Origin of the sequence: Photobacterium sp. GB-50 (genome assembly GCF_003026755.1) — a bacterium.
GTDB lineage: Bacteria > Pseudomonadota > Gammaproteobacteria > Enterobacterales > Vibrionaceae > Photobacterium.
The window spans coordinates 454,102-478,064 of record NZ_PYNX01000002.1 but is presented as its reverse complement, the minus strand read 5'-3'; the positions used below and the strand labels follow the sequence as shown (position 1 = coordinate 478,064).

Annotated in this window: 20 protein-coding genes and 8 tRNA genes; 9 read left to right on the top strand and 19 right to left on the bottom strand. The window is 39.9% G+C overall.

Annotation, left to right across the window (positions count from 1 at the left end; translation table 11 throughout):
• The first annotated feature begins 142 nt into the window (after positions 1-142).
• Entirely contained in the window at positions 143-1,363 is a 1,221-nt protein-coding gene (locus C9J41_RS04810) for a metallophosphoesterase (RefSeq protein WP_107259554.1), read from the top strand.
• 205 nt (positions 1,364-1,568) lie between these two features.
• On the opposite strand, the gene C9J41_RS04805 is transcribed toward C9J41_RS04810, so the two are convergent.
• The 11 genes from C9J41_RS04805 to C9J41_RS04755 all read right to left on the bottom strand — a co-directional run bounded on the left by C9J41_RS04805 (position 1,569) and on the right by C9J41_RS04755 (position 8,020).
• A tRNA-Leu gene (locus tag C9J41_RS04805) sits at positions 1,569-1,653 on the bottom strand.
• 15 nt (positions 1,654-1,668) lie between these two features.
• Positions 1,669-1,742, bottom strand: a tRNA-Cys gene (locus C9J41_RS04800).
• A 20-nt stretch (positions 1,743-1,762) separates the two neighbouring features.
• Positions 1,763-1,849 (bottom strand) — tRNA-Leu (locus C9J41_RS04795).
• Positions 1,850-1,912: 63 nt separating this feature from the next.
• A tRNA-Gly gene (locus tag C9J41_RS04790) sits at positions 1,913-1,988 on the bottom strand.
• Between the two features lie 19 nt (positions 1,989-2,007).
• Positions 2,008-2,081: transfer RNA gene (locus C9J41_RS04785), tRNA-Cys, on the bottom strand.
• Positions 2,082-2,101: 20 nt separating this feature from the next.
• Positions 2,102-2,188 (bottom strand) — tRNA-Leu (locus C9J41_RS04780).
• 63 nt (positions 2,189-2,251) lie between these two features.
• Positions 2,252-2,327 (bottom strand) — tRNA-Gly (locus C9J41_RS04775).
• A 19-nt stretch (positions 2,328-2,346) separates the two neighbouring features.
• Positions 2,347-2,420, bottom strand: a tRNA-Cys gene (locus C9J41_RS04770).
• A gap of 213 nt (positions 2,421-2,633) precedes the next feature.
• Positions 2,634-3,752, bottom strand: coding sequence for a carboxynorspermidine decarboxylase (nspC, locus tag C9J41_RS04765; protein WP_255418308.1), 1,119 nt, complete (start codon positions 3,750-3,752; stop codon positions 2,634-2,636).
• A gap of 73 nt (positions 3,753-3,825) precedes the next feature.
• Positions 3,826-5,070 carry a carboxynorspermidine synthase gene (locus C9J41_RS04760; protein WP_107206348.1) on the bottom strand — a complete coding sequence of 415 codons (1,245 nt, stop codon included), beginning with the start codon at positions 5,068-5,070 and terminating at the stop codon, positions 3,826-3,828.
• A gap of 40 nt (positions 5,071-5,110) precedes the next feature.
• The gene (locus C9J41_RS04755; protein ID WP_107294282.1) at positions 5,111-8,020 is read right to left on the bottom strand and encodes a pyridoxal phosphate-dependent class III aminotransferase; all 2,910 of its coding nucleotides are present in this window, start codon (positions 8,018-8,020) and stop codon (positions 5,111-5,113) included.
• 778 nt (positions 8,021-8,798) lie between these two features.
• Here C9J41_RS04755 and nirB point away from each other — a divergent pair.
• From nirB to cobA, 4 genes are all read left to right on the top strand, one after another.
• Positions 8,799-11,348 (top strand): nitrite reductase large subunit NirB, encoded by a 2,550-nt coding sequence (gene nirB, locus C9J41_RS04750; RefSeq protein ID WP_107294281.1) that lies wholly within the window; start codon positions 8,799-8,801, stop codon positions 11,346-11,348.
• A complete protein-coding gene (nirD, locus tag C9J41_RS04745) occupies positions 11,345-11,671 on the top strand; it encodes a nitrite reductase small subunit NirD (RefSeq protein ID WP_107206345.1) in 327 nt (108 codons plus the stop codon). The genes nirB and nirD overlap by 4 nt, the downstream gene beginning before the upstream one ends.
• Positions 11,672-11,784: 113 nt before the next feature.
• A complete protein-coding gene (nirC, locus tag C9J41_RS04740; protein WP_107294280.1) occupies positions 11,785-12,600 on the top strand; it encodes a nitrite transporter NirC in 816 nt (271 codons plus the stop codon).
• Positions 12,601-12,639: 39 nt separating this feature from the next.
• Positions 12,640-13,494: a uroporphyrinogen-III C-methyltransferase gene (cobA, locus tag C9J41_RS04735; protein ID WP_107294279.1), complete on the top strand. Its 855-nt coding sequence runs from the start codon at positions 12,640-12,642 to the stop codon at positions 13,492-13,494.
• An 89-nt stretch (positions 13,495-13,583) separates the two neighbouring features.
• On the opposite strand, the gene C9J41_RS04730 is transcribed toward cobA, so the two are convergent.
• From C9J41_RS04730 to C9J41_RS04715, 4 genes are all read right to left on the bottom strand, one after another.
• Complete coding sequence (locus tag C9J41_RS04730; RefSeq protein WP_107246036.1) at positions 13,584-13,988, bottom strand: MAPEG family protein; 405 nt, start codon at positions 13,986-13,988, stop codon at positions 13,584-13,586.
• A gap of 14 nt (positions 13,989-14,002) precedes the next feature.
• Complete coding sequence (locus C9J41_RS04725; protein WP_107294278.1) at positions 14,003-14,290, bottom strand: putative quinol monooxygenase; 288 nt, start codon at positions 14,288-14,290, stop codon at positions 14,003-14,005.
• A gap of 13 nt (positions 14,291-14,303) precedes the next feature.
• Positions 14,304-14,774 carry an NUDIX pyrophosphatase gene (locus C9J41_RS04720; protein WP_107292118.1) on the bottom strand — a complete coding sequence of 157 codons (471 nt, stop codon included), beginning with the start codon at positions 14,772-14,774 and terminating at the stop codon, positions 14,304-14,306.
• Positions 14,775-14,900: 126 nt separating this feature from the next.
• Positions 14,901-15,692: an SDR family NAD(P)-dependent oxidoreductase gene (locus tag C9J41_RS04715; RefSeq protein WP_107246060.1), complete on the bottom strand. Its 792-nt coding sequence runs from the start codon at positions 15,690-15,692 to the stop codon at positions 14,901-14,903.
• Positions 15,693-15,869: 177 nt separating this feature from the next.
• Here C9J41_RS04715 and C9J41_RS04710 point away from each other — a divergent pair, with 177 nt between their 5' ends.
• Positions 15,870-16,625 (top strand): siderophore-interacting protein, encoded by a 756-nt coding sequence (locus C9J41_RS04710; protein WP_107294277.1) that lies wholly within the window; start codon positions 15,870-15,872, stop codon positions 16,623-16,625.
• 96 nt (positions 16,626-16,721) lie between these two features.
• Positions 16,722-16,967, top strand: a complete 246-nt coding sequence (locus C9J41_RS04705; RefSeq protein WP_107206338.1) for a hypothetical protein — start codon at positions 16,722-16,724, stop codon at positions 16,965-16,967.
• Between the two features lie 78 nt (positions 16,968-17,045).
• On the opposite strand, the gene C9J41_RS04700 is transcribed toward C9J41_RS04705, so the two are convergent.
• From C9J41_RS04700 to uvrY, 4 genes are all read right to left on the bottom strand, one after another.
• Positions 17,046-17,519 (bottom strand): hypothetical protein, encoded by a 474-nt coding sequence (locus C9J41_RS04700; protein ID WP_107294276.1) that lies wholly within the window; start codon positions 17,517-17,519, stop codon positions 17,046-17,048.
• A 124-nt stretch (positions 17,520-17,643) separates the two neighbouring features.
• Positions 17,644-18,201 carry a CDP-diacylglycerol--glycerol-3-phosphate 3-phosphatidyltransferase gene (gene pgsA, locus C9J41_RS04695; RefSeq protein WP_005368388.1) on the bottom strand — a complete coding sequence of 186 codons (558 nt, stop codon included), beginning with the start codon at positions 18,199-18,201 and terminating at the stop codon, positions 17,644-17,646.
• A 109-nt stretch (positions 18,202-18,310) separates the two neighbouring features.
• Entirely contained in the window at positions 18,311-20,161 is a 1,851-nt protein-coding gene (uvrC, locus tag C9J41_RS04690) for an excinuclease ABC subunit UvrC (RefSeq protein ID WP_107294275.1), read from the bottom strand.
• Positions 20,161-20,805, bottom strand: coding sequence for a UvrY/SirA/GacA family response regulator transcription factor (gene uvrY, locus C9J41_RS04685; RefSeq protein ID WP_005368391.1), 645 nt, complete (start codon positions 20,803-20,805; stop codon positions 20,161-20,163). Before uvrY ends, uvrC begins: the two co-directional genes overlap by 1 nt.
• Before the next feature lie 908 nt (positions 20,806-21,713).
• Between uvrY and C9J41_RS04680 the strand changes: the two genes are divergently transcribed.
• Positions 21,714-22,265, top strand: coding sequence for an ECF-type riboflavin transporter substrate-binding protein (locus C9J41_RS04680; RefSeq protein WP_005368393.1), 552 nt, complete (start codon positions 21,714-21,716; stop codon positions 22,263-22,265).
• A gap of 2 nt (positions 22,266-22,267) precedes the next feature.
• Positions 22,268-23,962: an ABC transporter ATP-binding protein gene (locus C9J41_RS04675; protein ID WP_107294274.1), complete on the top strand. Its 1,695-nt coding sequence runs from the start codon at positions 22,268-22,270 to the stop codon at positions 23,960-23,962.
• The last annotated feature ends 1 nt before the right edge of the window (position 23,963 follow it).

Genomic DNA, 23,963 nt, shown 5'->3' with positions numbered 1-23,963 from the left:
AGCTTAAAAAAATAAAAGATCACCGAAATAAGTAAAAATATTTGATAATGAATAGCATATTAAAAGTATACTCTTATCTAGATCTTTCGCTAATATACTAAATAATTATATTTTCATTTGTTATATAAATAGGATTATCTCATTGAACTTTATTTTGGATAATATTGTAGCAATAACATTATCTTTATTACTCTTTAACTTTGTTATTAGTTGGTTATTTCGTTCTAAAGCGTTTGCCATTATTCGAGGCGTTATTTTAACTTTTTATAGTTTAGTTTTTCTTAGCTTATTTAGTACGTTAGTGAGTGTTATACCTCCCTTCATTATATTACTATTATGCAGTTTAGTATTTATAGACACCTTTCTTCTTCTACGACCAAAGATGCAACCTTTTTGGGTTAGAATATTAATTAATTGGCCTGGGCAATGGTTTTTAGGATCAACGATAATCGCCTTCCCTTGGGCAATATGGTTACTTTTTTTCAAAAGTGCCGACTTCTTATATGTTCCCTATATACTCGGTCTGATAGGTGTCTTACAAAATTTTCGCATAAACGAAGAGAATATATTTATTGACCTTAATAATAAGGCTCAGCCATCAGATTTGAGTCGATTAGATTTAGCAAATCCGACTTCAAATAGTGATGAAAATCTACATATTATACAATTAACAGATCCTCATTTAGGTCCATATATGTCTGTTGCTAGGCTTGAACGCATTTGCAAAAGTGCAGTAGCGAAAAAGCCGGATCTCATTTTGTTAACGGGTGATTTTTTAACCATGGAATCAAAAGGATCAACACAAGTACTGTCACAATCACTGAGCCCACTTAAAGAATATAGTGGAAAAGTATTTGCATGTATGGGTAACCATGATTACGAAGCGCCTGAAATAGTAAAAGAAGCATTAGCTAACAATAATATTCATTTATTAATTGACGAGGCTCAGATAGTACAAACTCGTCTAGGCCCTGTTCAAATTATTGGTTTTGATTTTCATTTTAAAGATAGAGCGTCAAAACTTCTTAGAGCAATTGGTAACTTACCTAATAAAAGCAAAGTCATTGCAAGTATTGCAATGTTACATGATCCAACACATATCCGAGATATTCCGACAAAGAGCCACTCTATAGATTTATTTTTAAGTGGTCATACCCATGGTGGGCTTATAGGGTTAGTGAGCCTCGGTTTTAAAACGACGGTGATCAGTTTATTGTCCAAATCCCCTGATCATGGGCTATGGGGAATGGAAAACACAAAATTATATGTACATCGTGGCACTGGTCATTATGGTTTTCCTTTTCGGTTAGGTGTTCCGACTGAACATAGTGTTATCAACGTTATCTTAAATAAATCAAAATAACATTAACTGAGTAGTACAGTGAACAACTCACTGTACTACCTTCTTTTAGTGACCAATGCTCTCAAATAAGCTTTAAGTACAAGTATGCGTAATAACGGCGGTTTAAAACAAAATAGGAAAGCAACCAGAAAAAGACAGGGCTAAGTTTTTGATTAGCCTAGAAACAACAAAGCCCCAGCGTGAGCTGAGGCTTTATCGTTTGTACTGGTGCCCGAGGACGGACTTGAACCGTCACTCCCGAAGGAAACGGATTTTGAATCCGTCGTGTATACCAATTTCACCACTCGGGCTTAATTCTTAGAGAATGGAGGCGCGTCCCGGAGTCGAACCGAGGTCCACGGATTTGCAATCCGCTGCATAGCCACTCTGCCAACGCGCCATTTTTACTTCTCAATTAGATGGTGCCCCGGGCCGGACTTGAACCGGCACAGCGCGAACGCCGAGGGATTTTAAATCCCTTGTGTCTACCAATTCCACCACCAGGGCACGCAATTTCTTGCGATGGTTAGACACCATCTGTGATTACCGCTTTCGCCATAATCTTTAATTTGGAGCGACACACGAGGTTCGAACTCGTGACCTCAACCTTGGCAAGGTTGCGCTCTACCAGCTGAGCTAGTGTCGCATAGATTCTCATAAGAGAATGGAGGCGCGTCCCGGAGTCGAACCGAGGTCCACGGATTTGCAATCCGCTGCATAGCCACTCTGCCAACGCGCCATTTTTACTTCTCAATTAGATGGTGCCCCGGGCCGGACTTGAACCGGCACAGCGCGAACGCCGAGGGATTTTAAATCCCTTGTGTCTACCAATTCCACCACCAGGGCACGCAATTTCTTGCGATGGTTAGACACCATCTGTGATTACCGCTTTCGCCATAATCTTTAATTTGGAGCGACACACGAGGTTCGAACTCGTGACCTCAACCTTGGCAAGGTTGCGCTCTACCAGCTGAGCTAGTGTCGCATAGATTCTCATAAGAGAATGGAGGCGCGTCCCGGAGTCGAACCGAGGTCCACGGATTTGCAATCCGCTGCATAGCCACTCTGCCAACGCGCCGCAAAATTCCTAAAGAAGTTATCTTCTCCAGAATTTTTTGCCCTCAACGAGTCACCTCGCTGCGGTACGTGGTGTAATTTACTGATTTTACAGAATCAGTCAACGAAAAATTATGACTTTTTATTTAACTGGTTAAATTCCATAACATCGAACCATAAATCAGCCCATAAATGATCAAAAACCAGACAATCTTATTGTTTGAATTTAGTTTGCTTATAAGATTGCAGATCGCGATAACGATGCAGCAAAATCCTCATAACTAAATTCATTAAGTTTTTCGATACTGCCATTACTGCGACGGCAATAAATACTTGGCATACGTAAACCATTAAACCAATTTAACTTCACCATGGTATAACCTGCGCTGTCTGCAATATGTAATTTCTGTCCAATCGTTAATGGCTGTTCAAAACTGGCAACACAGAATTGATCGCCTGCTAAACAAGAACAGCTGCCAATCACGTATTGATGGCTCCCCTCTTTTGACGATTCTGTGATTGTTGCGGGTTCATTATAAATTAAGGTATCAAGCCGATGTGCTTCTGTCGCACTGTCTACAATGGCAGTTTTCATACCGTTCTCGACAATATCAACCACAGTCACCACTAAGTCAGTCGTTTGGGTAATAATAGCTTCACCCGGCTCAAGATATAACTGAACACTAAAACGCTCTGAAAATGCTTTTAATGCAATAGCTAACTTTTCTAGCTCGTAATCCGGCCAAGTAAAGAAAACACCGCCACCTAAACTCACCCAATCAAGTTTTTCAAGATAACGCCCGAAACGTTCTGATATAGAGTCTAATAACGCAATAAACGCATCTGCACTTTTATTTTCACAGTTCATATGAAACATCGCGCCATCGAGTTCATCAAACAGTTCATCTGTTAATAGGTTTTCTTGCACCCCTAGACGCGAATATTGACGAGCAGGATCAGCTAAATCTTGCCCTGCACAACTTATCCCCGGATTTAAACGTAGACCAACAGACGCTTTACCGTCAGCCAAATGGCGATGAGCTTGCAATTGAGAAACAGAGTTGAAAATGATTTTATTACAGTACTGTAGAACATCTTCTACGTCTTCTTGACTATATCCCACACTATAAGCATGCGTTTCACCACCAAACTTTTCAGCACCTAATCTAACCTCAAACGGCCCACTGCTGGTAGTACCATCAAGATAAGGCTTCATGACATCAAACACGCCCCACGTGGAAAAACATTTCAATGCAAGGACGAGTTTTACTCCGGATAATTGTTTTAACTTTTTAGCTTGTTCTAAATTGTTGATCAGCTTCTGCTCATCAATCATGAAATATGGCGTTTTCAATACGGCTTTCTCTTTTATATAAGTAAGAAAGCGAGCCTGCTTCTATATACAAGCTCGCTTAAATAGCTGTGTCTTATTTCAAGATGTGAATATCAGGCTGACCAACAGGCAATTCTTGAACATGCCAATCTAAACCAATGGTTGGCATTGTTGCTAAAAATGGATCTGGATCTAGCTGCTCCATATTGAACACACCTTTATCAGCCCACTTACCATTAAAGAACTGTAATGCGGCAGTAATAGCAGGAACACCTGTTGTGTATGAAATTGCTTGATGCTCTACATCTTCATACGCCACTTCATGATCAGCGTTGTTGTAGATAAACACACTGCGCTCTTTGCCCTCTTTTTTTCCTTGCACCCAAGTACCGATACAGGTTTTTCCTGTATAGCCAGGAGCAAGCGATGTTGGATCCGGTAATAACGCTTTAAGAACGTGCAGTGGTTGTACAACAGTACCATCATGCAGCGTGAGTGGATCTGGGCTTAATAAGCCAATATCACGCATACAATTGAAATAATTGAGATATTTGTCACCAAAGCCCATCCAAAATTCAATACGTTTCGCTGGAATAAATTCCTGCATTGAACGCACTTCATCATGTGCCATGGAATAAACTTTATGCTTACCGACTAACGGGAAATCAAATTCAAGCATACGGCTATGGCAGCCCACTTGTTTCCATTCACCGTTTTCCCAATAGAATGAATCGCCTTGAATTTCTAACATATTGGTTTCTGGATCAAAGTTAGTCGCAAATTTCTTACCGTGATCCCCTGCATTCACATCCATGACATCAATGGTGTCGATTTCATCAAACAAATGCTTTACGGCATAGGCTGCAAACACACTAACAACACCCGGATCAAAACCTGCCCCTAAAATGCCAGTGATCCCCGCTTGCTTGAACTTCTCACGGTAACCCCATTGCCAATCATAAGCTTGAGGCACTTGCTGACCTTCAGAGCATAAATCAACAGCAACAGATGTATCGAGGTAAGAAACTTTCGCTTGATAGCACGCTTCCATTATCGACATATTGACCCACGGAGGCCCTGCATTAATAACCAAATCAGGTTTCACGTCTTCAATTAAAGCAACTAATGCATCAACATCGTCTGCATTGACGGCACGTGCTTGAATTGTCTTTGTCGGATCTTTTAGATTACTTTTCTTATCAATCGAGCTAATGATCTTTTCACATTTGCTGATTGTACGGGAAGCTAATGTAATATCACCCAATACATCATTATTCTGCGCCGCTTTATGTGCGACAACCCAGCCAACACCACCAGCACCAATTTGTAAAATAGCCATTATTTATTTCCTTCTAAATTCATTTATCTGTGTGGTTGTCTTACTGAGTTAAAGACAATAGCGATTGACCTAATTGAGAGACTTTATTCAATAAGGTCTTGAAATCGTTAATAGTTAAACACGGGTTTAAAATCGTGAACTTCAATGCCACTTTATCGTCAACAACAGTTTCACCCAGTACGGCTTGTCCTTGCACTAAGGCATCTATGCGCAATTGTTTATTCAGTTGGTTAAGTTGTTGCTCATTTAAGTTTGCTCCTTCACCTACAAAACGGAATAACACTGTAGATAAAGCAGGATCAGCCAATAACTCAAATTGCGGTTGTTGATTAACTAAATCGGCGACATGTTGCGTTTGATTAATAAGGTGGTCGTACATTTCACCTAATGCATCAGCGCCAACGCTTTGCATTGTCATTAACACTTTTAAAGCATCAAAACGCTTAGTTGTTGCTATTGATTTATCCACTAAATTTGGCAGTAAATCATCTTCACGATTAAGATAATCAGCATGGTGGAGCAGGTATTTAAAGTGCGCTTTATCTTTCACTAACACTGCACCACAGCTAATCGGTTGAAAGAAAAGCTTATGAAAATCAATGCTTAAAGAATCCGCTTTTTCAATGCCATGTAATCGACTTTGATGACGACTTAAAATCAGTGCGCCACCGTATGCCCCATCAACATGGAACCAAAGATTGTGACGAGCGGAAATATCTGCCAATCCGGTAAGATCATCAATTGCACCGTGATCTGTTGTTCCTGCTGTTCCAACAACGGCAAATGGAATAAGATCATCGGCTTTTAATGCTTCAATCGTGGTAATCAATGATGCTAATTGAATAGTGCCATCAGGATTGGTATCAACACAGACTACAGATTGTTCACCAAGCCCCATCAACGACGCTGATTTTTGCACCGTGAAATGGGATTTTTTCGAGCATAATATACGTAGTTTATCCGCGTATGATGGCAAACCTTGTTGCTGAGTATTATGACCAGAGATCGTGTCTGCAGCCCAATCGCGTGCTAACAATAATCCCATCAGATTGCTTTGCGTTCCCCCACTGGTGAATACACCATCTGCTTGTTGGCCTAATTGATAAACATCGCACAACCAGTCAACAATTTTCTGTTCAACAAACGTTGCTGCACTGGCCTGATCCCATGAATCCATTGACTGATTCAATGCGGCAATAAAAGCTTCTGCTGCAATAGCAGGGATAAGTGGCGGGGTATGCAAATGCGCTATACAGTGTGGATGTTGCACCATAATTGAGTGCTTCGCGATAAGATCGCCTGTTTGATCAATCACGGCATCAAGTGAGGATTGTGGCTGATTTAAATCAATGCCATTAATTAGCGTTTTTAATAATTGAGGATCCATCCCCGAATAAGGCTGATTGGTTTGTTCAAAGACTTTTTTCAGTACTTGAGTCGTTTGATTCAGTGCCGTTTCAAAGCTCTCAGATCCGCCTTTACCTGTTTGAATAAAGTACTCTTTCCAATTAGCTTTATTATCCGACTCTAACACCAATCCTTGTTCAATCGGTTCAACATGGACCTCAATAGCCTCTTTAACCGTATTAATCACAAAATCAAGTTGTTCAAAGCTAATGATAAGAGGCGGTAAAAAGCGTAATACCGAGCCTTGACGCCCACCTTTTTCAATAATCAAACCGCGCTCTAATGCAGAGCGTTGAATCGCAGCGGTTAACTCAGGATCGGCGATCGGCTCACCAAACTTATTCTTACTACCATCAGATTGGACAATTTCGATGCCCAACATTAAGCCTTTACCGCGCACTTCAGCAATACAGCTAGTTTGTGCTGCCACTTTTTCTAAACCGCGACGCAGATACATACCGGCTTTTTGGGCATGCTCAACTAAACCGTCTCGTTCGATAATTTCTAACGTTTTTGCGCCTGTTGCCATCGCTAGCTGGTTGCCACGAAATGTGCCTGTATGCTCTCCAGGATTCCAACTATCAATCTCTTTATTAAAAACAAGGACTGACATTGGTAAACCACCGCCCACCGCTTTTGATAAACAAAGAATATCTGGCGTGATCCCTGATTCTTCAAACGCAAAATTGTGACCAGTTTTACCAATACCACATTGGATCTCATCAAAGATAAGTAGAATGCCATGCTCTTGCGTTATTCGACGTAATTCTCGCAGCCAAAAAGCAGGCGCAGGAATAACCCCGCCCTCACCTTGAACAGGCTCTACAATGATGGCTGCAGGTTTTTGGATGCCGCTTTCATCGTCACTCAGCATACGTTCGATATAATGTAAGCTTTGTTTTGCGCCTTCATCGCCAGACAAACCATACGGACAGCGTAATGAATAGGGGAATGGCAGGAAATGTACATCAGCCATTAACCCTTGACGGCGAGATTTCGTGTTTAAATTTCCCATCATAGCCATCGTGCCATTTGTCATTCCATGATAAGCACCATGAAAAGCTGCCATGGTATTTCTACCTGTTGTTTGTTTGGCAAGTTTAATCGCAGCTTCTACCGCATCAGCCCCTGTTGGACCACAAAATTGCACACAGGCATTATTCGCAAACGATTCGGGGAGAAAGTTCAACAATTGCTTAATGAATTTATCTTTAGCAACCGTTGTGATATCGAGAGTTTGATATGGTAGACCTGATTCTAATTGGTCAACAATTGACTTATTAATTTCTGGGTGATTATAGCCAAGTGCTAGTGTTCCTGCCCCAGCTAAGCAATCAATAAATAATTGCCCACGGGTATCTTCAACTAATACTCCTGCTGCTTTCGCTATTGCTAAAGGTAAACGTCTTGGGTATGAACGTACATCCGATTCATAATGCTCTTGGCTTAATAGCAATTCATCAAGCGTTAAGTCATATAAACCATTAACAACAGGCACTGTTGTTGATAGATCAGTGTCGCCAAAATTAAAAAGTGTAGACATATTTCGTTCCTGTCATCACTTAGCTTTTGCACAAAAAACGTAACAAAAGATAAGCAAAAACCATATTAATAACGATATAAATACCGAGTTAAGATTTTTAAAGATGAAACCACACTCAAAATACAAATATGCAGAAGCAATAAGCACCTGCAGTAATATGCAACTCTATGTTTAGTGTGATTTTTGATCAGGAACGATCAAGGCTCCGTAATAATACGGTATTTCGGTAAATGAAAACCAAAATGAAATGAAAGTGATAATAGATCCACTGTTGGGTCCCTTAAATATGTGTCAGCTATTACAAAACTGAACATCGTATAAATTCCCTTCTATTTATGCTGATAAGCATAAATACCTACTGCGTAATTGCTAGATGAACTACGTTATTATCTTACTCAAGCTAAGACTGGGCAAAAATACCACAACCTATTAATAAAAAACAATATTGAAAAATAAAAAGATACAAACTTTTACAATTAATTATGTTCGAAAATTTAGCCATAATTCGACTGTTACTAGAGCTAAAACAACCTTTAACATTACCCCACAAAAAGCCCAATAAATATAAATATCATTATAATTCAATAAGGTAAAATAATTAACAACATACAAACTAATAGAATCGAAGACGCTTTGTTATAAAATCGTAAATCTAACGTATTGATTTTCTGAAATACCACTAAAGTAGTATTTAGAATGCTACTTGATTTAAATCATATTTCTTCACATTTTGCCTTAATACACTACAACCAATTTAAGGTATGGTGAAGTAGGTTTTATGAGCAAAATTAAATTGGCAATTATCGGCAACGGTATGGTCGGCCACCGTTACATCGAAGAATTAATAGATAGATCGAATATCGAAAACTACGAAGTAACCGTGTTTTGTGAAGAACCCCGTGTCGCATATGACAGAGTACATTTATCTTCTTATTTCTCTCACCATACAGCTGATGAGCTTTCTCTTGTTAAGCAAGGGCTTTACGAAAAACATGGAATCAATGTTTTGCTTGGCGAACGCGCCATTAACATTAACCGTGAACAAAAGCTTATTCTCTCTAATTCGGGTCGTGAACTTCGCTACGATAAACTCATCATGGCAACCGGATCTTACCCTTGGGTTCCACCCATTAAAGGTAGCGAAAACAAAGACTGTTTTGTATACCGCACGATCGAAGATCTTAAAGCGATTGAATTAACCGCTAAACGCAGTAAAAGTGGCGTTGTCATCGGTGGCGGTCTACTTGGCTTAGAAGCCGCTGGTGCACTAAAAGCACTGGGCGTTGAAACTCATGTTATTGAGTTTGCTAATGTCCTTATGGCTGAACAACTTGATCCTCAAGGTGGTCAACAACTACGAAACAAAATAGAACAACTCGGCGTAAATGTTCACACCGGTAAAAATACCCAAGAGATCATCCCTTCCGGTGAAAATGCACGTAATACCCTGCAATTTGCAGATGGCACTTCTCTTGAAGTTGATTTCATCGTGTTCTCTACCGGCATTCGCCCACAAGATAAATTAGCCACACAATGTGGACTAACAACAGGTCAACGTGGTGGTATTGCCATTAATAACGTTTGCCAAACATCAGATGCCGATGTTTACGCCATCGGTGAATGTGCCTCTTGGAATAACATGTTCTTTGGTTTAGTGGCGCCAGGTTACAAAATGGCACAAATCGCGGTTGGTCACTTATTAGGAGAAAAGCAGCAATTTGAAGGTGCTGACATGAGCGCCAAATTGAAGCTACTCGGAGTAAAAGTTGGCAGTATTGGTGATGCTAATGGCCGTACTAAAAACTGTAAAAGCTATGTTTATTTAAACGAACAAGAAGAAGTGTATAAGCGCATTATTGTTTCTGAAGATGGGAAATATCTTCTAGGAGCCGTACTTGTTGGTGATACATCAGATTACGGTAACCTTTTGCAGTTATCGCTAAATAATATTGAGCTACCAGAAAACCCTGACAGTTTAATCTTACCTGCTCATGCGGGTGCAGCAAAACCAGCCATGGGCGTGGAATCCCTACCAGAAAGCGCCGTGATGTGTTCCTGTTTTGATGTGACTAAAGGTAAGATTGCAGCAGCGGTTGCTGATGGACATACGACATTAGGCGAAATCAAAGCCGTTACCAAAGCGGGTACAGGCTGTGGCGGTTGTTTACCTCTTATCACGCAAGTGCTAAACAGCGAACTCGCAAAAGCCGGTATTGCAGTAAATAACCACCTCTGTGAACACCTCGCTTATTCTCGCCAAGAGTTATTCCACTTGATCCGTATTGAAGAGATCAAGTCATTTGATGAACTATTAGCGAAATACGGTAAAGGTTACGGCTGTGAAATCTGTAAGCCAACCGTTGGCTCTATTTTGGCTTCTTGCTGGAATGATTATGTACTAACGCCTCAAAATACCCCATTGCAAGATACCAACGACATTTTCCTTGGCAACATGCAAAAAGATGGCACTTATTCAGTGATCCCTCGTATGGCTGGCGGTGAAGTAACACCAGCAGGATTGCTCGCCGTCGCACAAGTCGCTAATGATTATAATTTATATACCAAAATCACAGGCGCACAACGTATCGGTTTATTTGGCGCACAGAAAGATGATTTACCTGCCATTTGGCAACGTTTAATTGAAGCAGGATTTGAAACAGGACAAGCCTATGCCAAAGCGCTACGTATGGCCAAAACCTGTGTCGGAAGCACATGGTGCCGCTTTGGTGTACAAGACAGTGTCGGCTTAGGTGTTGAACTAGAAAACCGCTACAAAGGTATTCGTACTCCTCACAAAATGAAGTTTGGTGTATCAGGTTGTACCCGCGAATGTGCTGAAGCACAGGGCAAAGACTTAGGTCTTATTGCAACAGATGCTGGCTGGAATATGTATGTTGGTGGTAACGGTGGTATGAAACCTCGCCACGGTGATTTACTGGCAGCCGATCTCGACCACGACACCTTAATCAAATATGTTGACCGCTACCTCATGTTCTACGTACGTACAGCTGACAAACTTCAGCGAACATCAACATGGTTAGAAAGCCTTGATGGTGGTGTTGAATACCTTCGTGAAGTGATCATTAACGACAAACTGGGTATTAACGATCAACTTGAAGCTGATATTGAAAAGCTGATTAGCTCTTACCATTGTGAATGGTCAAATACGTTAGATAACGAACAGCAACTAAAACGCTTTAGTCACTTTATTAACAGCGATAAGCGTGATGATAATGTCGTGTTTGTACCTAGCCGTGACCAACATCGTCCTGCATCTAACGAAGAAAAAGCCAACACTTACACCATTTCATTGGAGGAGAATGTATGAGTTCTTGGATCACTGCATGCCAATTAGACGATTTAATCCCTGGTACTGGCGTGTGCGCCCTTATTGAAGACAAGCAAGTTGCCATCTTTCGTCCCGATCATAGCGAACAACTGTTTGCGATAAATAATATGGATCCGTTTTCAAAGTCCAATGTGTTATCTCGCGGGCTTATTTGCCAGCACCAAGATGAATTATGGGTCGCTAGCCCATTAAAAAAACAACGCTTTTCACTGCTTGACGGTCGTTGCTTAGAAAATTCTGCAATGAACATTGAAAGCTACAAAGTCACAGTCAAAGACGGCAATGTGTTAGTCCAACTGTAACGATAAGAATGGGAACTAGCCTCAGTGCTACTTCCCACTTTTTGGCATAAGTAACAAGCCCAGTACCGAACTTATTTATGCCAAAGAGTTTAATTTTATACAGGGACAAAACTATGTACGCAGACACAATTAAAAAATGTTCAGCCAATGCCGCACGTATCGTTGAATTTGCAGATAAGGAAAAATTCGGGTTTTGGTTAAGCTCAGCCATGGCGGGGGCTTATGTTGGTCTTGGCATCATTCTGATTTTCACTTTAGGCAATATGGTTGATCCCTCTATTCGCCCACTTGTTATGGGAGCGACCTTTGGTATTGCTCTTACCCTCGTAATTATTGCGGGCTCTGAGTTATTTACCGGACACACTATGTTTTTAACTTTTGGTGTTAAAACAGGCCAAATCACCGTCGCTGATACACTTCGCGTTTTACCACAAACATGGATGGGAAACTTACTGGGCTCAGTTGGCGTCGCGTTACTGTTTTTCTACGCAGGTGGCGGAAAACTATTACCTGATGCAAATAGCTTATTAAATAACGTCGCTCTTGCAAAAACAGACGCTTCAGCATCGGTACTTTTATTTAAAGGTATTTTATGTAACTGGCTTGTGTGTTTAGCCATTTGGATGTGCCAGCGTGTTGAAGGCTCAGCTAAATTTTTTGCTATTTGGTGGTGCTTACTGGCCTTCATCGCATCAGGATATGAGCACTCTATTGCTAACATGACCATCTTTGCTCTTTCATGGTTTGGTCAACATAAGGAAGCATTCACTCTAGCGGGAATTGGTCATAACTTATTCTGGGTAACGCTAGGTAATACAATTTCAGGTGTTGTATTTATGGGCTTAGGCTACTGGTTCGCCACACCGCGTAACCAACGCCCATATTTAGGCTCTGCACAGAAAACAGAACCGCAACAGCAAGCCGCTTAATTGACAACCTAAAATAAAAATCAGCCTGGAGCTAATAGAATGACAACGAATGAAACTGTGTTTTCACTGCCAACCTCAGAAGAAGAACCTGCTGCTATCGGTAAAGTAATACTTGTAGGTGCAGGTCCTGGTGATCCTGATTTGTTAACAGTAAAAGCATTACGTTGTATTCAACAGGCTGATGTCATTGTCTATGATCGCCTTGTATCTAACGACATTGTTGAACTATTCCCTCAACATTGTGCACGCATTTTTGTGGGCAAAGAAGCAGGAAATCACTGTGTACCGCAAGGTGACATAAACCAAATTCTAGTAGCACAAGCACTCAGCGGAAAATTAGTGGTTAGACTTAAAGGCGGTGACCCGTTTATTTTTGGTCGAGGTGGCGAAGAACTAGAAGCCTTATTGCCGTTTAATATTCCCTTTGAAGTGGTACCTGGTATTACGGCCGCATCAGGTTGCGCGGCTTATTCTGGTATTCCATTAACCCATCGCGATCATGCACAAAGCGTTCAATTTATCACCGGCCATTTAAAAGAAGGGAAAGATCAAATTGACTGGTCATCACTGGCTCTCGCTAACCACACTTTAGTCTTTTATATGGGGTTAAACCAGAGCCATGTTATTCGCCATAAACTCAGTGCGTATGGCATGTCGCTGACAACACCTATTGCTATTATTGAACGTGGTACCAGTTCACAACAACAAGTACATACTGGTGATTTAGCACACTTAGAGATATTAGCCAAAGAGGCTGAAAGCCCAGCGCTTATTGTGATAGGTAGTGTTACGACCCTCACTCATCGCTTAAATTGGTTTAAAGCAAAACAAGAGATAGAAACACAAAGCTATCCAAAAGTTTATCAATATCAAGTAAACCGTAAGGTAAGCTAACGCAATCAAATAAAAGGCACTAAAGTTTATTACTAGTGCCTTTTTTAATACGTTTGTGACGATCATTTTTACAAGCAAAATAACTCAATTTACAGCCAAGCCATAACTGCAGTAACAAATAGTCCAATAAGCCCCAGTAAACTCACCGCGAAAAAGATACTGCGTAATACTTTTAAATTAAAGTAATAACACAACATATGCCCTATTCGTCCGAATAAATAAACCACAGCGAAGCCATTAATCCAGTGAGCAATGGGCTGAGAAAATAATGCAAACAGAACGAATACAATAAAGATCCCAAGGCTTTCATTACTATTAGCTAATGCTCTATTAGCACGAAATAAAAAGTGTTCATGGTTAGCTTCAATAGTAAAACCAGGGATATGCTTTTGACTAAGAATAGCAATATCTAATACGATTAATTGCAATAGTAACAACAATCCCAAAGAGCCAATAACCCAAATTGTCATTTTATAGGGAAGCAAAAACTCCATTGAATTATCCTTTTCTATTCGTTCTCGGTTTGCCACACCTCATAATGGCGTTCAACATTTGAAGTGACTCTCCCCCATTCAGATACTTTGACTCGCCTTTGGTGATGTTCGAACGCAGTATTACTAGAAAACTCTTCATAAACATCAAAATAACAAGGAGAATGTGAACGTTGATAAACATTAAACACTAGACAGCCGGGCTCTTGCTTTGTTAATTCGACGTGCTTCTCAAGTGCTTTGCTAACAAGATTAAGTTCTTCTTCAGGAACGACAATAAATCCTTTTAATATCACTTTTCCCATATTTTCAATTTCCTCAATAATCTGGAATGTACTGCTTAATATCTACTTTAAAAAGAGATTCAATCGGCTTATCAACAAAATAGGCCCATACATGATCAAAAACACGGTGCTGATTGGGAAATGGCGTTAGTGCTTTTGCTTCTTCTAGTGTGCACCATTGATAATCTGTATGTTCGTGATTAAGTGTTACGGCTTGATTTGGAGGGCACATCACCACAAAAACAGGAATAATTTGCAGCACATTAACGTTGGCTTCAAAAAACTGTTGCAGATATTGGGCGTTATAAAGATCTACCACTTCAATTTGGGTCTCCTCTTTAAACTCACGGACAATGGCTTGCCAACCCGTTTCATCACCTTCGATTGAACCGCCAACATGACACCAATATCCACCTTTAACACGCTTCATGAGTAGCATCTTCATCACGCCATCAATTTCTGATAACGCAACGCCCGCTACAATCGAAGAATCAATCGGGATCATCATCACTCCTTAATTTGTTGATCACTACCCTTTTCTAGTTATACACGAATAGTTATAAAAAAACGGCTGCACATTGAGCCGTTTGATCAGTATAGAAAATTAACGTGATGAACTAATAAGTAAAACTCAGAAGCTCACTTTATCTGCATCAAAGTAATAGCGTGCTGGCGCGATATTCATACCACCTGTAACCGGCAAACAAACACCTGTAATAAAACCTGCCAGATCACTTGCTAAGAAACTCACCGCATTAGCAATATCTTCAGGCTCCCCCATACGTTTAATTGGCTGCGTCGCTAAGAAATTATCAATAAACTCTTGGTTTAAATTATTTTTCACAGCATCTGTCGCAATCATTCCTGGTAGTACTGCATTACAACGAATACCAAAACTCGCGTATTGAATCGCGATTTGACGTGTCATATGGTTAATGGCATTTTTTGCCGTGCCGTAAGAGATGCTCGACATTTCAGCACTTAAAGAAGACAGTGATGAGATGTTTACAATGCTCCCACCACCATGTTTAACCATCGTTGGAATAACTGCTTTTGATGGAATAAATACACTATTTATATTAGCAAGCATATTCTGTTCCCAATCAACCACTTCAGTATGGGCTAAGTCACGATCTTTACGTAAATCTACACCGCCAAAGTTGTTAACCAGCACATCAATCTTTCCTTCTTTTTCAAGAATAGAATCAATCAACGGCGCGTAAGAATCATTATCGAACGCATTAAAAAACATCCCCGTTGCTTTACCGTTATTTTTGGTAATTTCATTAGCCGTCGCTGTTGCCTCATCAATATTCCAATCAGCAACATAGACATTGGCGCCTTGAGAGGCCAATAACTTACTACATGCCTTACCAATTCCTTGTGCGCCTGCTAGTACTAACACTGTTTTATTTTTAAACATAAACCACCCAATATCGAACAACGTTTTTATCCATTATATCTGTCACTTACAGGGAATAAATATAGATATTCGTCCAAATAATTACTGTTAACCATATGCGTAAAAAATAGTAAATAAGATATCTTATTGCACAGCGCCTTGTTAATATAAATAAAAACCATTCTCAATTGGTGGCTCATGAATAACGAAGTAACAGTAATAAACAGCGAAACCATCACAACCAATATGCAACGAATCACTTTACAAGGAGAGTGCTTATCTGCATTTTCTAAGAATAGTGCAGGAAACTATATAAAATTACTTTTTGCTGAAAATGGCAGTACTGATATTAGTCTTGTGCCGAAAGGGCAACGACCAGTGATGCGTACCTATACGATTAGAAAATATATTCCAGAAGAAAATAGTATTGAAGTCGATTTTGTTCGTCATAATACAGATCAAGGCGATCACAGCTATGCCGCTAAATGGGCGAAGCAAGCATCATTAGGCGATAAAATTAGTCTATTAGGCCCGGGGGAAATTAAAGACCTCAATCATGATGCAGATTGGTTTTTTATGGTTGCCGATATGACCGCGCTACCATCATTAACGACAAAAATACAAAGGCTGCCAATAGATGCGAAGGGATACGCCGTTATTCAAGTTATTGATAAAGAGGATATACAGGAATTATCTAAGCCTGAAGATATTAAAGTGATATGGATAACAGCCTCTGAATCGCTAGCAGATACTGCCACATCATTACCTTGGAAAGATGGCAAGGTTTCTGTTTGGTCAGCCTGTGAATTCGATACCATGCGTGAACTACGACAATATTTTCGCAATGAAAAAAACGTTGAAAGAGAGTTCATTTACATTAGCAGTTATTGGAAAAACGGTGTGTCAGAAGATGGTCACAAAGACATTAAACGCCGAGATGCTATGGACATATGAAAAATATTTAACACTTATATAAGCAGTAAATGTACCGACGTTTTTAAAGTTATGAACTAGACTAATAAACGAAATCTACTGATAACAGAGGCATTTATGGCTACTCAAAAAACTAAAAGTTCAACGCATGAAAAAATGGAACACCGTTACGATGATGATGTAGAGCATAAACATAATAAAGATCATGAAGAATATCGCGGCCATGAACCCTCTCATGGACATCATATTCACGGTGGAACAGGAGCTGCACATAAAGGTACACATCACCACCATTATACCACTCACCACCACCATCATTATTATGGTCCTGTCACCATTATTAATAGTAACGATGAAGATTAGCTTGCCATTAAGACAAGAAATCAACATGCAGATTATATAATTTCAACAAGAAAGAGTGATAAATCTGCATGTTGAACATTAATGAGCATTATCTTTTATACACAGGTTAGGATCTAACGCTTGCTTATCAAAAGTAGGAAAATGAGGAGCTTGTAGATACCCCCAAGCAGCAAGTAATAAAAGTACGAAGGGAATTGATAAGTGCATAGCTGATACTAACCCAGCCAAAAATCCTGTTTTTACTTTCGTTGGTCGATAGACTTTTACGGCTTTAGGTGGAAAGCGCCCTTCACGAATTCCAGCGATAGCTCGCGGTATCAATATCCAACTCATCGTAAAAGCAAATAGTGGCACACCAACCATCACTAAATACCAAAAATAATCAGCGAGATTAAACCCCAACCATTCAAAGCAATGTGGACGAGATAGATCATCGTTAATAATAGGTATCAGCCAGATTGTATGAAGAAAGTAAATGACGCTCCCAACGAATACTCCAGCCAAGATCCGAACCGCTTTTTCTTTCTTTGAGTATTCTTGAGCATATTCCACTGCGCTGCTCCCTCATCCTTAATCGTTTGATTTTCACTCAATATAACTAAGAGAGGGTGTATTAACAAATACTCGAGATATAAAAAAGGCCTGATTAATCAGGCCTTTTCAAAAATAGGACTTACTAGTGATTTTCTGCGTTAAGCAAATCACCTTTGGCTGCTTTTAAATATTGCACCATTGACCAGTACGTTAATACCATTGCAACATACAAAGATACATAACCTAACCATACAACGTATTCATGCGGATGCCATAACAACAATAATAGAGCAAACATCTGAGAGGCAGTCTTCACTTTCCCTACCCAAGAAACGGCAACACTTGCACGTTTACCAATTTCTGCCATCCATTCGCGTAATGCTGAAATAATAATCTCACGACCAATCATAGTGACAGCAGGGATCGTAACCCATACTGAATGATAATGCTCAACCACGAGTACTAAGGCCGTTGCTACCATGAGTTTATCAGCAACAGGATCAATAAAAGCACCAAACCGAGTTGTTTGATTTAATTTACGAGCAAGGTAGCCATCGAACCAATCGGTGACGCCCGCAACCCAAAAAATTAACGCTGTTGCAAAAGCAGACCACTCGTACGGCACATAAAAGGCAATAACAAAAAATGGGATAAGCATGAGCCGAACGAAACTTAAGATGTTAGGTATTGATAAACGCATAATATTATTCTTATGTTCAAAATCAGAGTTCAATCTACTTCCCTAGCCTACTCCAAAGTCTGCTTAGGTGCGAATTTATCAGTAAATTAAACCAAAAAAGTGCAGCGAACTAATTATGTTGCAATGCATCGACTATTTTTTCTGCTAAAGCAGGACTAATACCAGGTACTTTAGCAATTTCTTCTTTACTTGCTTTCTTCAGTTCTTGCATACCACCCATATATTTGAGCAACGCTTGACGTCGTTTAGGCCCAATACCTTCTACATCTTCAAGGCTACTACGCTTACGAACTTTTGCACGTTGGGCGCGGTGACCACTAATAGCATGGTTATGGCTTTCATCACGAATATGCTGGATCAAATGCAACGCTGGTGAATCACTTGGCATAGAAAACTCTTCGCCTGTAACAAAGATGAGCGTTTCTAAACCAGGCTTACGTGTCGTACCTTTTGCCACACCGACAAACAAAGGTCGTTTTGGCCAATCAGCAATATACGGCTTCACTACATCATACGCTGTTGATAACTGACCTCTACCGCCATCTATGAAAATTATGTCTGGAATTTTATCTAATTCCATATTTTTGCTGTAACGACGCTCCAAAACTTGTGCCATTGCTGCGTAATCATCACCACCCGTAATACCCGTTATATTATAACGACGATACTCTTGCTTTAATGGCCCTTCCTGATTGAATACAACACATGAGGCAACCGTTTTTTCACCCATAGTATGGCTAATATCAAAACATTCCATACGTGAAATCGGCTTTAAGTTTAAAGCTTGTTGCAGAGCAAAGAAACGCTCTTGTATCGTTAAACGGTGATTAATTTTGCTTGTCAGTGCGGTTTCTGCATTCGTCTTTGCCAATTTTAAATACTGAGCACGAGTTCCTCGTGGATTGTATTTAAAAATGATAGTACGCCCAGCCATTTCCGTTAACGCTTTAGCAATAGTTTCACCTTCTTCTCCCAGTGTTTCACTTAATAAAATGACACTCGGGATCACTCGACCTTCAACTTGGTTGAAATAGTATTGAGTAACAAACCCTGAGAGAACTTCTGTTAACGTTGCATCAATTGGCACTTTAGGAAAATAACTGCGGCTACCTAAGATCTTACCTTGACGAATATATAAACCATGGATACATGCAAGCCCATTACTGTGCGCAATACCAATGACATCAATATCATCTTCATTGTCTTGGCTTACAAACTGCTGCTCTTGAATACGCCTTAGTGCTTGGATTTGATCGCGATATCGTGCCGCTTGCTCAAACTCTAACGCTTGGCTTGCTTGCTCCATTTTCTCAACCATAATGCTAATCACTTGGCGATCTTTACCCTGTAAAAATAATCGTACCAATTGCACTTGCTGTTGATAATCATCATCGCTGATCAACCCTTCGACACATGGCCCAGAGCAACGCCCAATTTGATACATCAAACATGGACGACTTCGATTAGCATATACTGAGTCTTCACACTGACGAACCGGAAAGATTTTTTGCATAAGATGCAAGCTTTCGCGTACTGCACCTGCATCAGGATATGGGCCAAAGTATTCACCTTTGCGACGCTTAACACCACGGTGAATCGACAAGCGTGGATGCTTGCTTGCACTTAGAAGAATATAAGGATAAGACTTATCATCACGCAGTAATACATTATATTTAGGTAAATACTGCTTGATATAGTTATGTTCAAGGATAAGTGCTTCAGTTTCAGTATGGGTTACCGTCACATCCACATTGCAGATATTTTTAACTAAAGCACGTGTTTTTTCACCCGCAACATTAGTTCGAAAATAACTAGAGAGACGTTTTTTTAAATCTTTTGCTTTACCGACATAAATAACCACACCAGTAGCGTCATACATACGATAGACGCCTGGCTGGTGTGTTACTGTTTTCAGAAAAGCTTGAGGATCAAAACTTTTTTCGTTTGGAACATCTGACACTATAACGTCTCTGTATCAAGCATTCCATGTCGAATGGCAAGATGCGTTAATTCAACATCACCACTAATATCCAGTTTGTTAAACAAACGATAGCGATAGCTATTAACGGTTTTCGGACTCAAATTTAATTGCTCCGAAATATCTGTTACCTTTTGTCCTTTCGTTATCATCATCATTATCTGAAGTTCGCGCTCAGAAAGCTCTTTAAAAGGATTCTCAGAATTTGAAGCAAATTGGCTTAACGCCATCTGCTGCGCAATTTCAGGTGAAATGTAACGCTGGCCACTATTTACCATTCTTATCGCATTAACCATTTCATCAGGTCCCGCTCCCTTCGTTAAGTAGCCCGCAGCACCGGCTTGCATGACTTTTGTTGGAAATGGGTTTTCGGTATGAATTGTTAAAACAATAATTTTTACATCGGGATTGAATCGTAAAATCTTACGGGTTGCTTCAAGTCCACCAATACCAGGCATATTCATATCCATAAGAATAATGTCGGCATGATTGCTACGGCACCATTTTACGGCTTCCTCACCACTGATGGCTTCTCCTACCACTTTAATACCACGGACATCTTCAAGAAGACGTCTAATCCCTGTGCGAACCAGTTCGTGATCATCTACAAGGAATACATTAATCAAGCTGTATCTCCAATGATTTGGCTCTGCACCCAGCCAGAATGGCAGGATAGCTACTACATAATTCTACCTTAACTTAACACTTCGCCAATTGCTGATTCTGTGTATCAGAGCAAAGTTTAGTATTAAGTTAAAGCTTGACAATAAGTTGTTTTATTACACGCTTCAAAATAAAGTGTGCACATTGATTATTTCCTATTTGGAAAAAAAAATAAAGCGGAAAATATAATATTTCCAATTAGTTATAATTATCAATCAAATAACAGTTTGTTACATCATTTATGATTTATAAAATTTAGAACTAATGCTAATTTCGAAATGACTTTTGCTCTCTCCACTCCATTGAGTGTAATTGATTATGTGATTTTTTTTAACTCGAATAGAAAAATAAGCGCAAAAAAACACCAATAACGAATGTACATCAACCTCTTAAATCTCTATGACTCCAGTTTTTACATCAAGATCCATAACCTATACAAACAACGAACACATTGTAAAAATCGCGTTTTACCTACTCTATAACGTATTGAAACATTGAATAAAATAACAGCAAATACTGACTAAATTTTAGTTTTGAATATTTATTTAAATAAAGTCGTTCATTCTTTAGACGTCTAGATGTAAAGCATTCCCATCGCTTACTTAATAGAGTATTATGTGCGCCGCTTTTGGTTCTACTCTTTTTTCGATATCTCGAACTCAGAAATTAGGCCGACACCGCTCTTGTTTTATAATGGATTATTCGCGTTGAGTGACAACATTTAGCATAACTTGCTATTGATTATCACCAACTTTGGCATGGCTGCTGAACCGGTGACATTTACTTAACCATAAAGCATACGCGAATCCAGTTTTTATATGTGTTGTTCAATATACGTTGAATAATTATCAAGAGTTTACAAGGTTTAGTTATGAGTCTTTCAGCCAAAACGGTTGTTCTGATTGCTATCGGTGCTGCACTTTACGGCATTGGGGGGTTACCTATGTTTGGTATTCCTGTTTTTGCAAACACAACTTTAAAGCCAGCAATGGCTGTACTGGCACTATTCGCTGTTCTATTTGGCCCATTAGTTGGCTTTCTTGTTGGTTTTATCGGCCACTGGGTAACAGATCTGTTTGCCGGATGGGGAGTTTGGTTCACTTGGGTTTTAGGCTCTGGAATCGTTGGTATGATCATTGGCTTATATCCTAAACTCACCCGCGAACGCTTGGAAAAAGGCCTTTTTTCTAAACTTGATTTCACTCTATTTGTAGTACTCGCATTCTTAGGCAATGTGATTGGTTATGGCTGCTCTGCCTTTTTAGACTCAATTCTCTATGCCGAACCTTTTGCCAAAGTCTTAGCGCAACTTGTCATTATTGCGGCAGGTAACACAACGTTAATTGCCGTTGTCGGACACTTTATTTTGACATCTGTTGCTAAACGTAAACAGCAAAGCTACAACCTCAAAGAGGCATATTAAGCATGGCTATTCAATTTACTGATTTCTCCTTTAAATATTGGGCGCTTGAAAAGCCAACGCTAAAAAATATCAACCTCACCATTAATACTGGTGAGAAAGTCGTGATTGTTGGTCCTAGTGGTAGTGGTAAATCAACATTGGGACAATGTCTTAATGGTCTCATTCCACATGCAATTAAAGGTGATTGCTCAGGAACACTCACCATTAATCAGCAAGATACTCAAAAAATGGGCCTTGACCACTGTACAAGTATGGTTGGTACAGTATTGCAAGATACTGATGGTCAGTTTGTTGGATTAAGTGTCGGCGAAGACATCGCTTTTGCGCTTGAAAATCAAATGATCCCACAAAAAAAGATGCACGATATTGTTCAAGCAACGGCTGACATGATTGATTTGAACGCAATCATTGATCACTCACCATTTGATTTAAGTGGTGGTCAAAAACAACGAGTGTCACTTGCTGGCGTTATGGTTGATGATGTTGATATCCTGTTATTTGATGAACCTTTAGCAAGTCTTGACCCTAAAACAGGCAAAGCAGCAATAGAAATCATTGATAACCTGCATAAAGATACAGGCAAAACAGTGATTATCATTGAACACCGTTTAGAAGATGTGCTCCACCGTCCTGTTGATCGCATCATAATGATGAATCGTGGTGAAATTGTCGCAGATATGACGCCTGACGAATTATTAGCAAGTACGGTGCTTGAGCAGCACGGTATTCGTGAACCTTTGTATATTTCTGCTATTAAAGCGGCGGGTTGTACACTTTCAAAAGACGATCACCCCGCTTATTTCTCTACCCTTTCGCTAGATAAATTTAAGCCACAACTAGAGCAATGGTTTCATCAGGAGGCGCCAGTACAAAAGCCTGAGCTTAGCGAAGTATTATTGAGCGTGAAAAACTTGTCTTACTCCTATGATGGCGTAAAAAACACCCTTAATGATGTTAGCTTTAATGTCCATAAAGGTGAATTTGTCTCTATTATGGGAAAAAATGGTTCGGGCAAGTCAACCATCACCCGTTTAATCATGGGAGTATTGGAGCAAGATAGCGGTACTATTTCGTTAAACGGTAATGATCTCGCCAGTTGTTCTATCTTTGAACGCAGCCATAAAATTGGCGTGGTATTACAAAACCCCAATCATATGATTTCACACCACATGATTTTCGATGAAGTCGCATCTGGGCTTCGTAACCGTGGTGTTGACGAAAATACAGTAAAAGACAAAGTTAATCACATGCTTGAGCTCTGTGGCTTAGGTCGTTACCGTGAATGGCCGATTGATGCACTGAGTTTTGGCCAAAAGAAACGTGTAACTATTGCGACTATGCTTGTGTTAGAGCCTGAACTGTTGATCCTTGACGAGCCAACAGCAGGACAAGACTATCACCACTACACCGCAATGATGGCATTCATTAAAGAGCTTAATGAAAAGCTTGGTATTACCATCATTATTATCTCGCATGATATGCATTTAGTACTGGAATACACACAGCGCGCCATTGTTATTGCTGACAGCCAATTGCTAGCAGATGACAGTGTCTACCGTATATTTAGCCAGCCAACCCTACTTGATAAAGCTAACTTAACAGTGACAAGCCTTTACACTTTAGCTGAGGCTATGGGCATTACACGCATTGACAACTTCATCCGTTGTTTTATTGAGCACGAAGCAAAAACGAAATAAT

What these genes read in the sequence shown, in the direction of transcription:
- C9J41_RS04760 (WP_107206348.1), bottom strand. Translation starts at nt 5,070, where the DNA reads ATGGCTATTTTACAAATTGGTGCTGGTGGTGTTGGCTGGGTTGTCGCA.
- C9J41_RS04755 (WP_107294282.1), bottom strand. Translation starts at nt 8,020, where the DNA reads ATGTCTACACTTTTTAATTTTGGCGACACTGATCTATCAACAACAGTG.
- nirB (WP_107294281.1), top strand. Translation starts at nt 8,799, where the DNA reads ATGAGCAAAATTAAATTGGCAATTATCGGCAACGGTATGGTCGGCCAC.
- nirD (WP_107206345.1), top strand. Translation starts at nt 11,345, where the DNA reads ATGAGTTCTTGGATCACTGCATGCCAATTAGACGATTTAATCCCTGGT.
- nirC (WP_107294280.1), top strand. Translation starts at nt 11,785, where the DNA reads ATGTACGCAGACACAATTAAAAAATGTTCAGCCAATGCCGCACGTATC.
- cobA (WP_107294279.1), top strand. Translation starts at nt 12,640, where the DNA reads ATGACAACGAATGAAACTGTGTTTTCACTGCCAACCTCAGAAGAAGAA.
- C9J41_RS04730 (WP_107246036.1), bottom strand. Translation starts at nt 13,988, where the DNA reads ATGGAGTTTTTGCTTCCCTATAAAATGACAATTTGGGTTATTGGCTCT.
- C9J41_RS04725 (WP_107294278.1), bottom strand. Translation starts at nt 14,290, where the DNA reads ATGGGAAAAGTGATATTAAAAGGATTTATTGTCGTTCCTGAAGAAGAA.
- C9J41_RS04720 (WP_107292118.1), bottom strand. Translation starts at nt 14,774, where the DNA reads ATGATCCCGATTGATTCTTCGATTGTAGCGGGCGTTGCGTTATCAGAA.
- C9J41_RS04715 (WP_107246060.1), bottom strand. Translation starts at nt 15,692, where the DNA reads ATGTTTAAAAATAAAACAGTGTTAGTACTAGCAGGCGCACAAGGAATT.
- C9J41_RS04710 (WP_107294277.1), top strand. Translation starts at nt 15,870, where the DNA reads ATGAATAACGAAGTAACAGTAATAAACAGCGAAACCATCACAACCAAT.
- C9J41_RS04705 (WP_107206338.1), top strand. Translation starts at nt 16,722, where the DNA reads ATGGCTACTCAAAAAACTAAAAGTTCAACGCATGAAAAAATGGAACAC.
- pgsA (WP_005368388.1), bottom strand. Translation starts at nt 18,201, where the DNA reads ATGCGTTTATCAATACCTAACATCTTAAGTTTCGTTCGGCTCATGCTT.
- C9J41_RS04680 (WP_005368393.1), top strand. Translation starts at nt 21,714, where the DNA reads ATGAGTCTTTCAGCCAAAACGGTTGTTCTGATTGCTATCGGTGCTGCA.
- C9J41_RS04675 (WP_107294274.1), top strand. Translation starts at nt 22,268, where the DNA reads ATGGCTATTCAATTTACTGATTTCTCCTTTAAATATTGGGCGCTTGAA.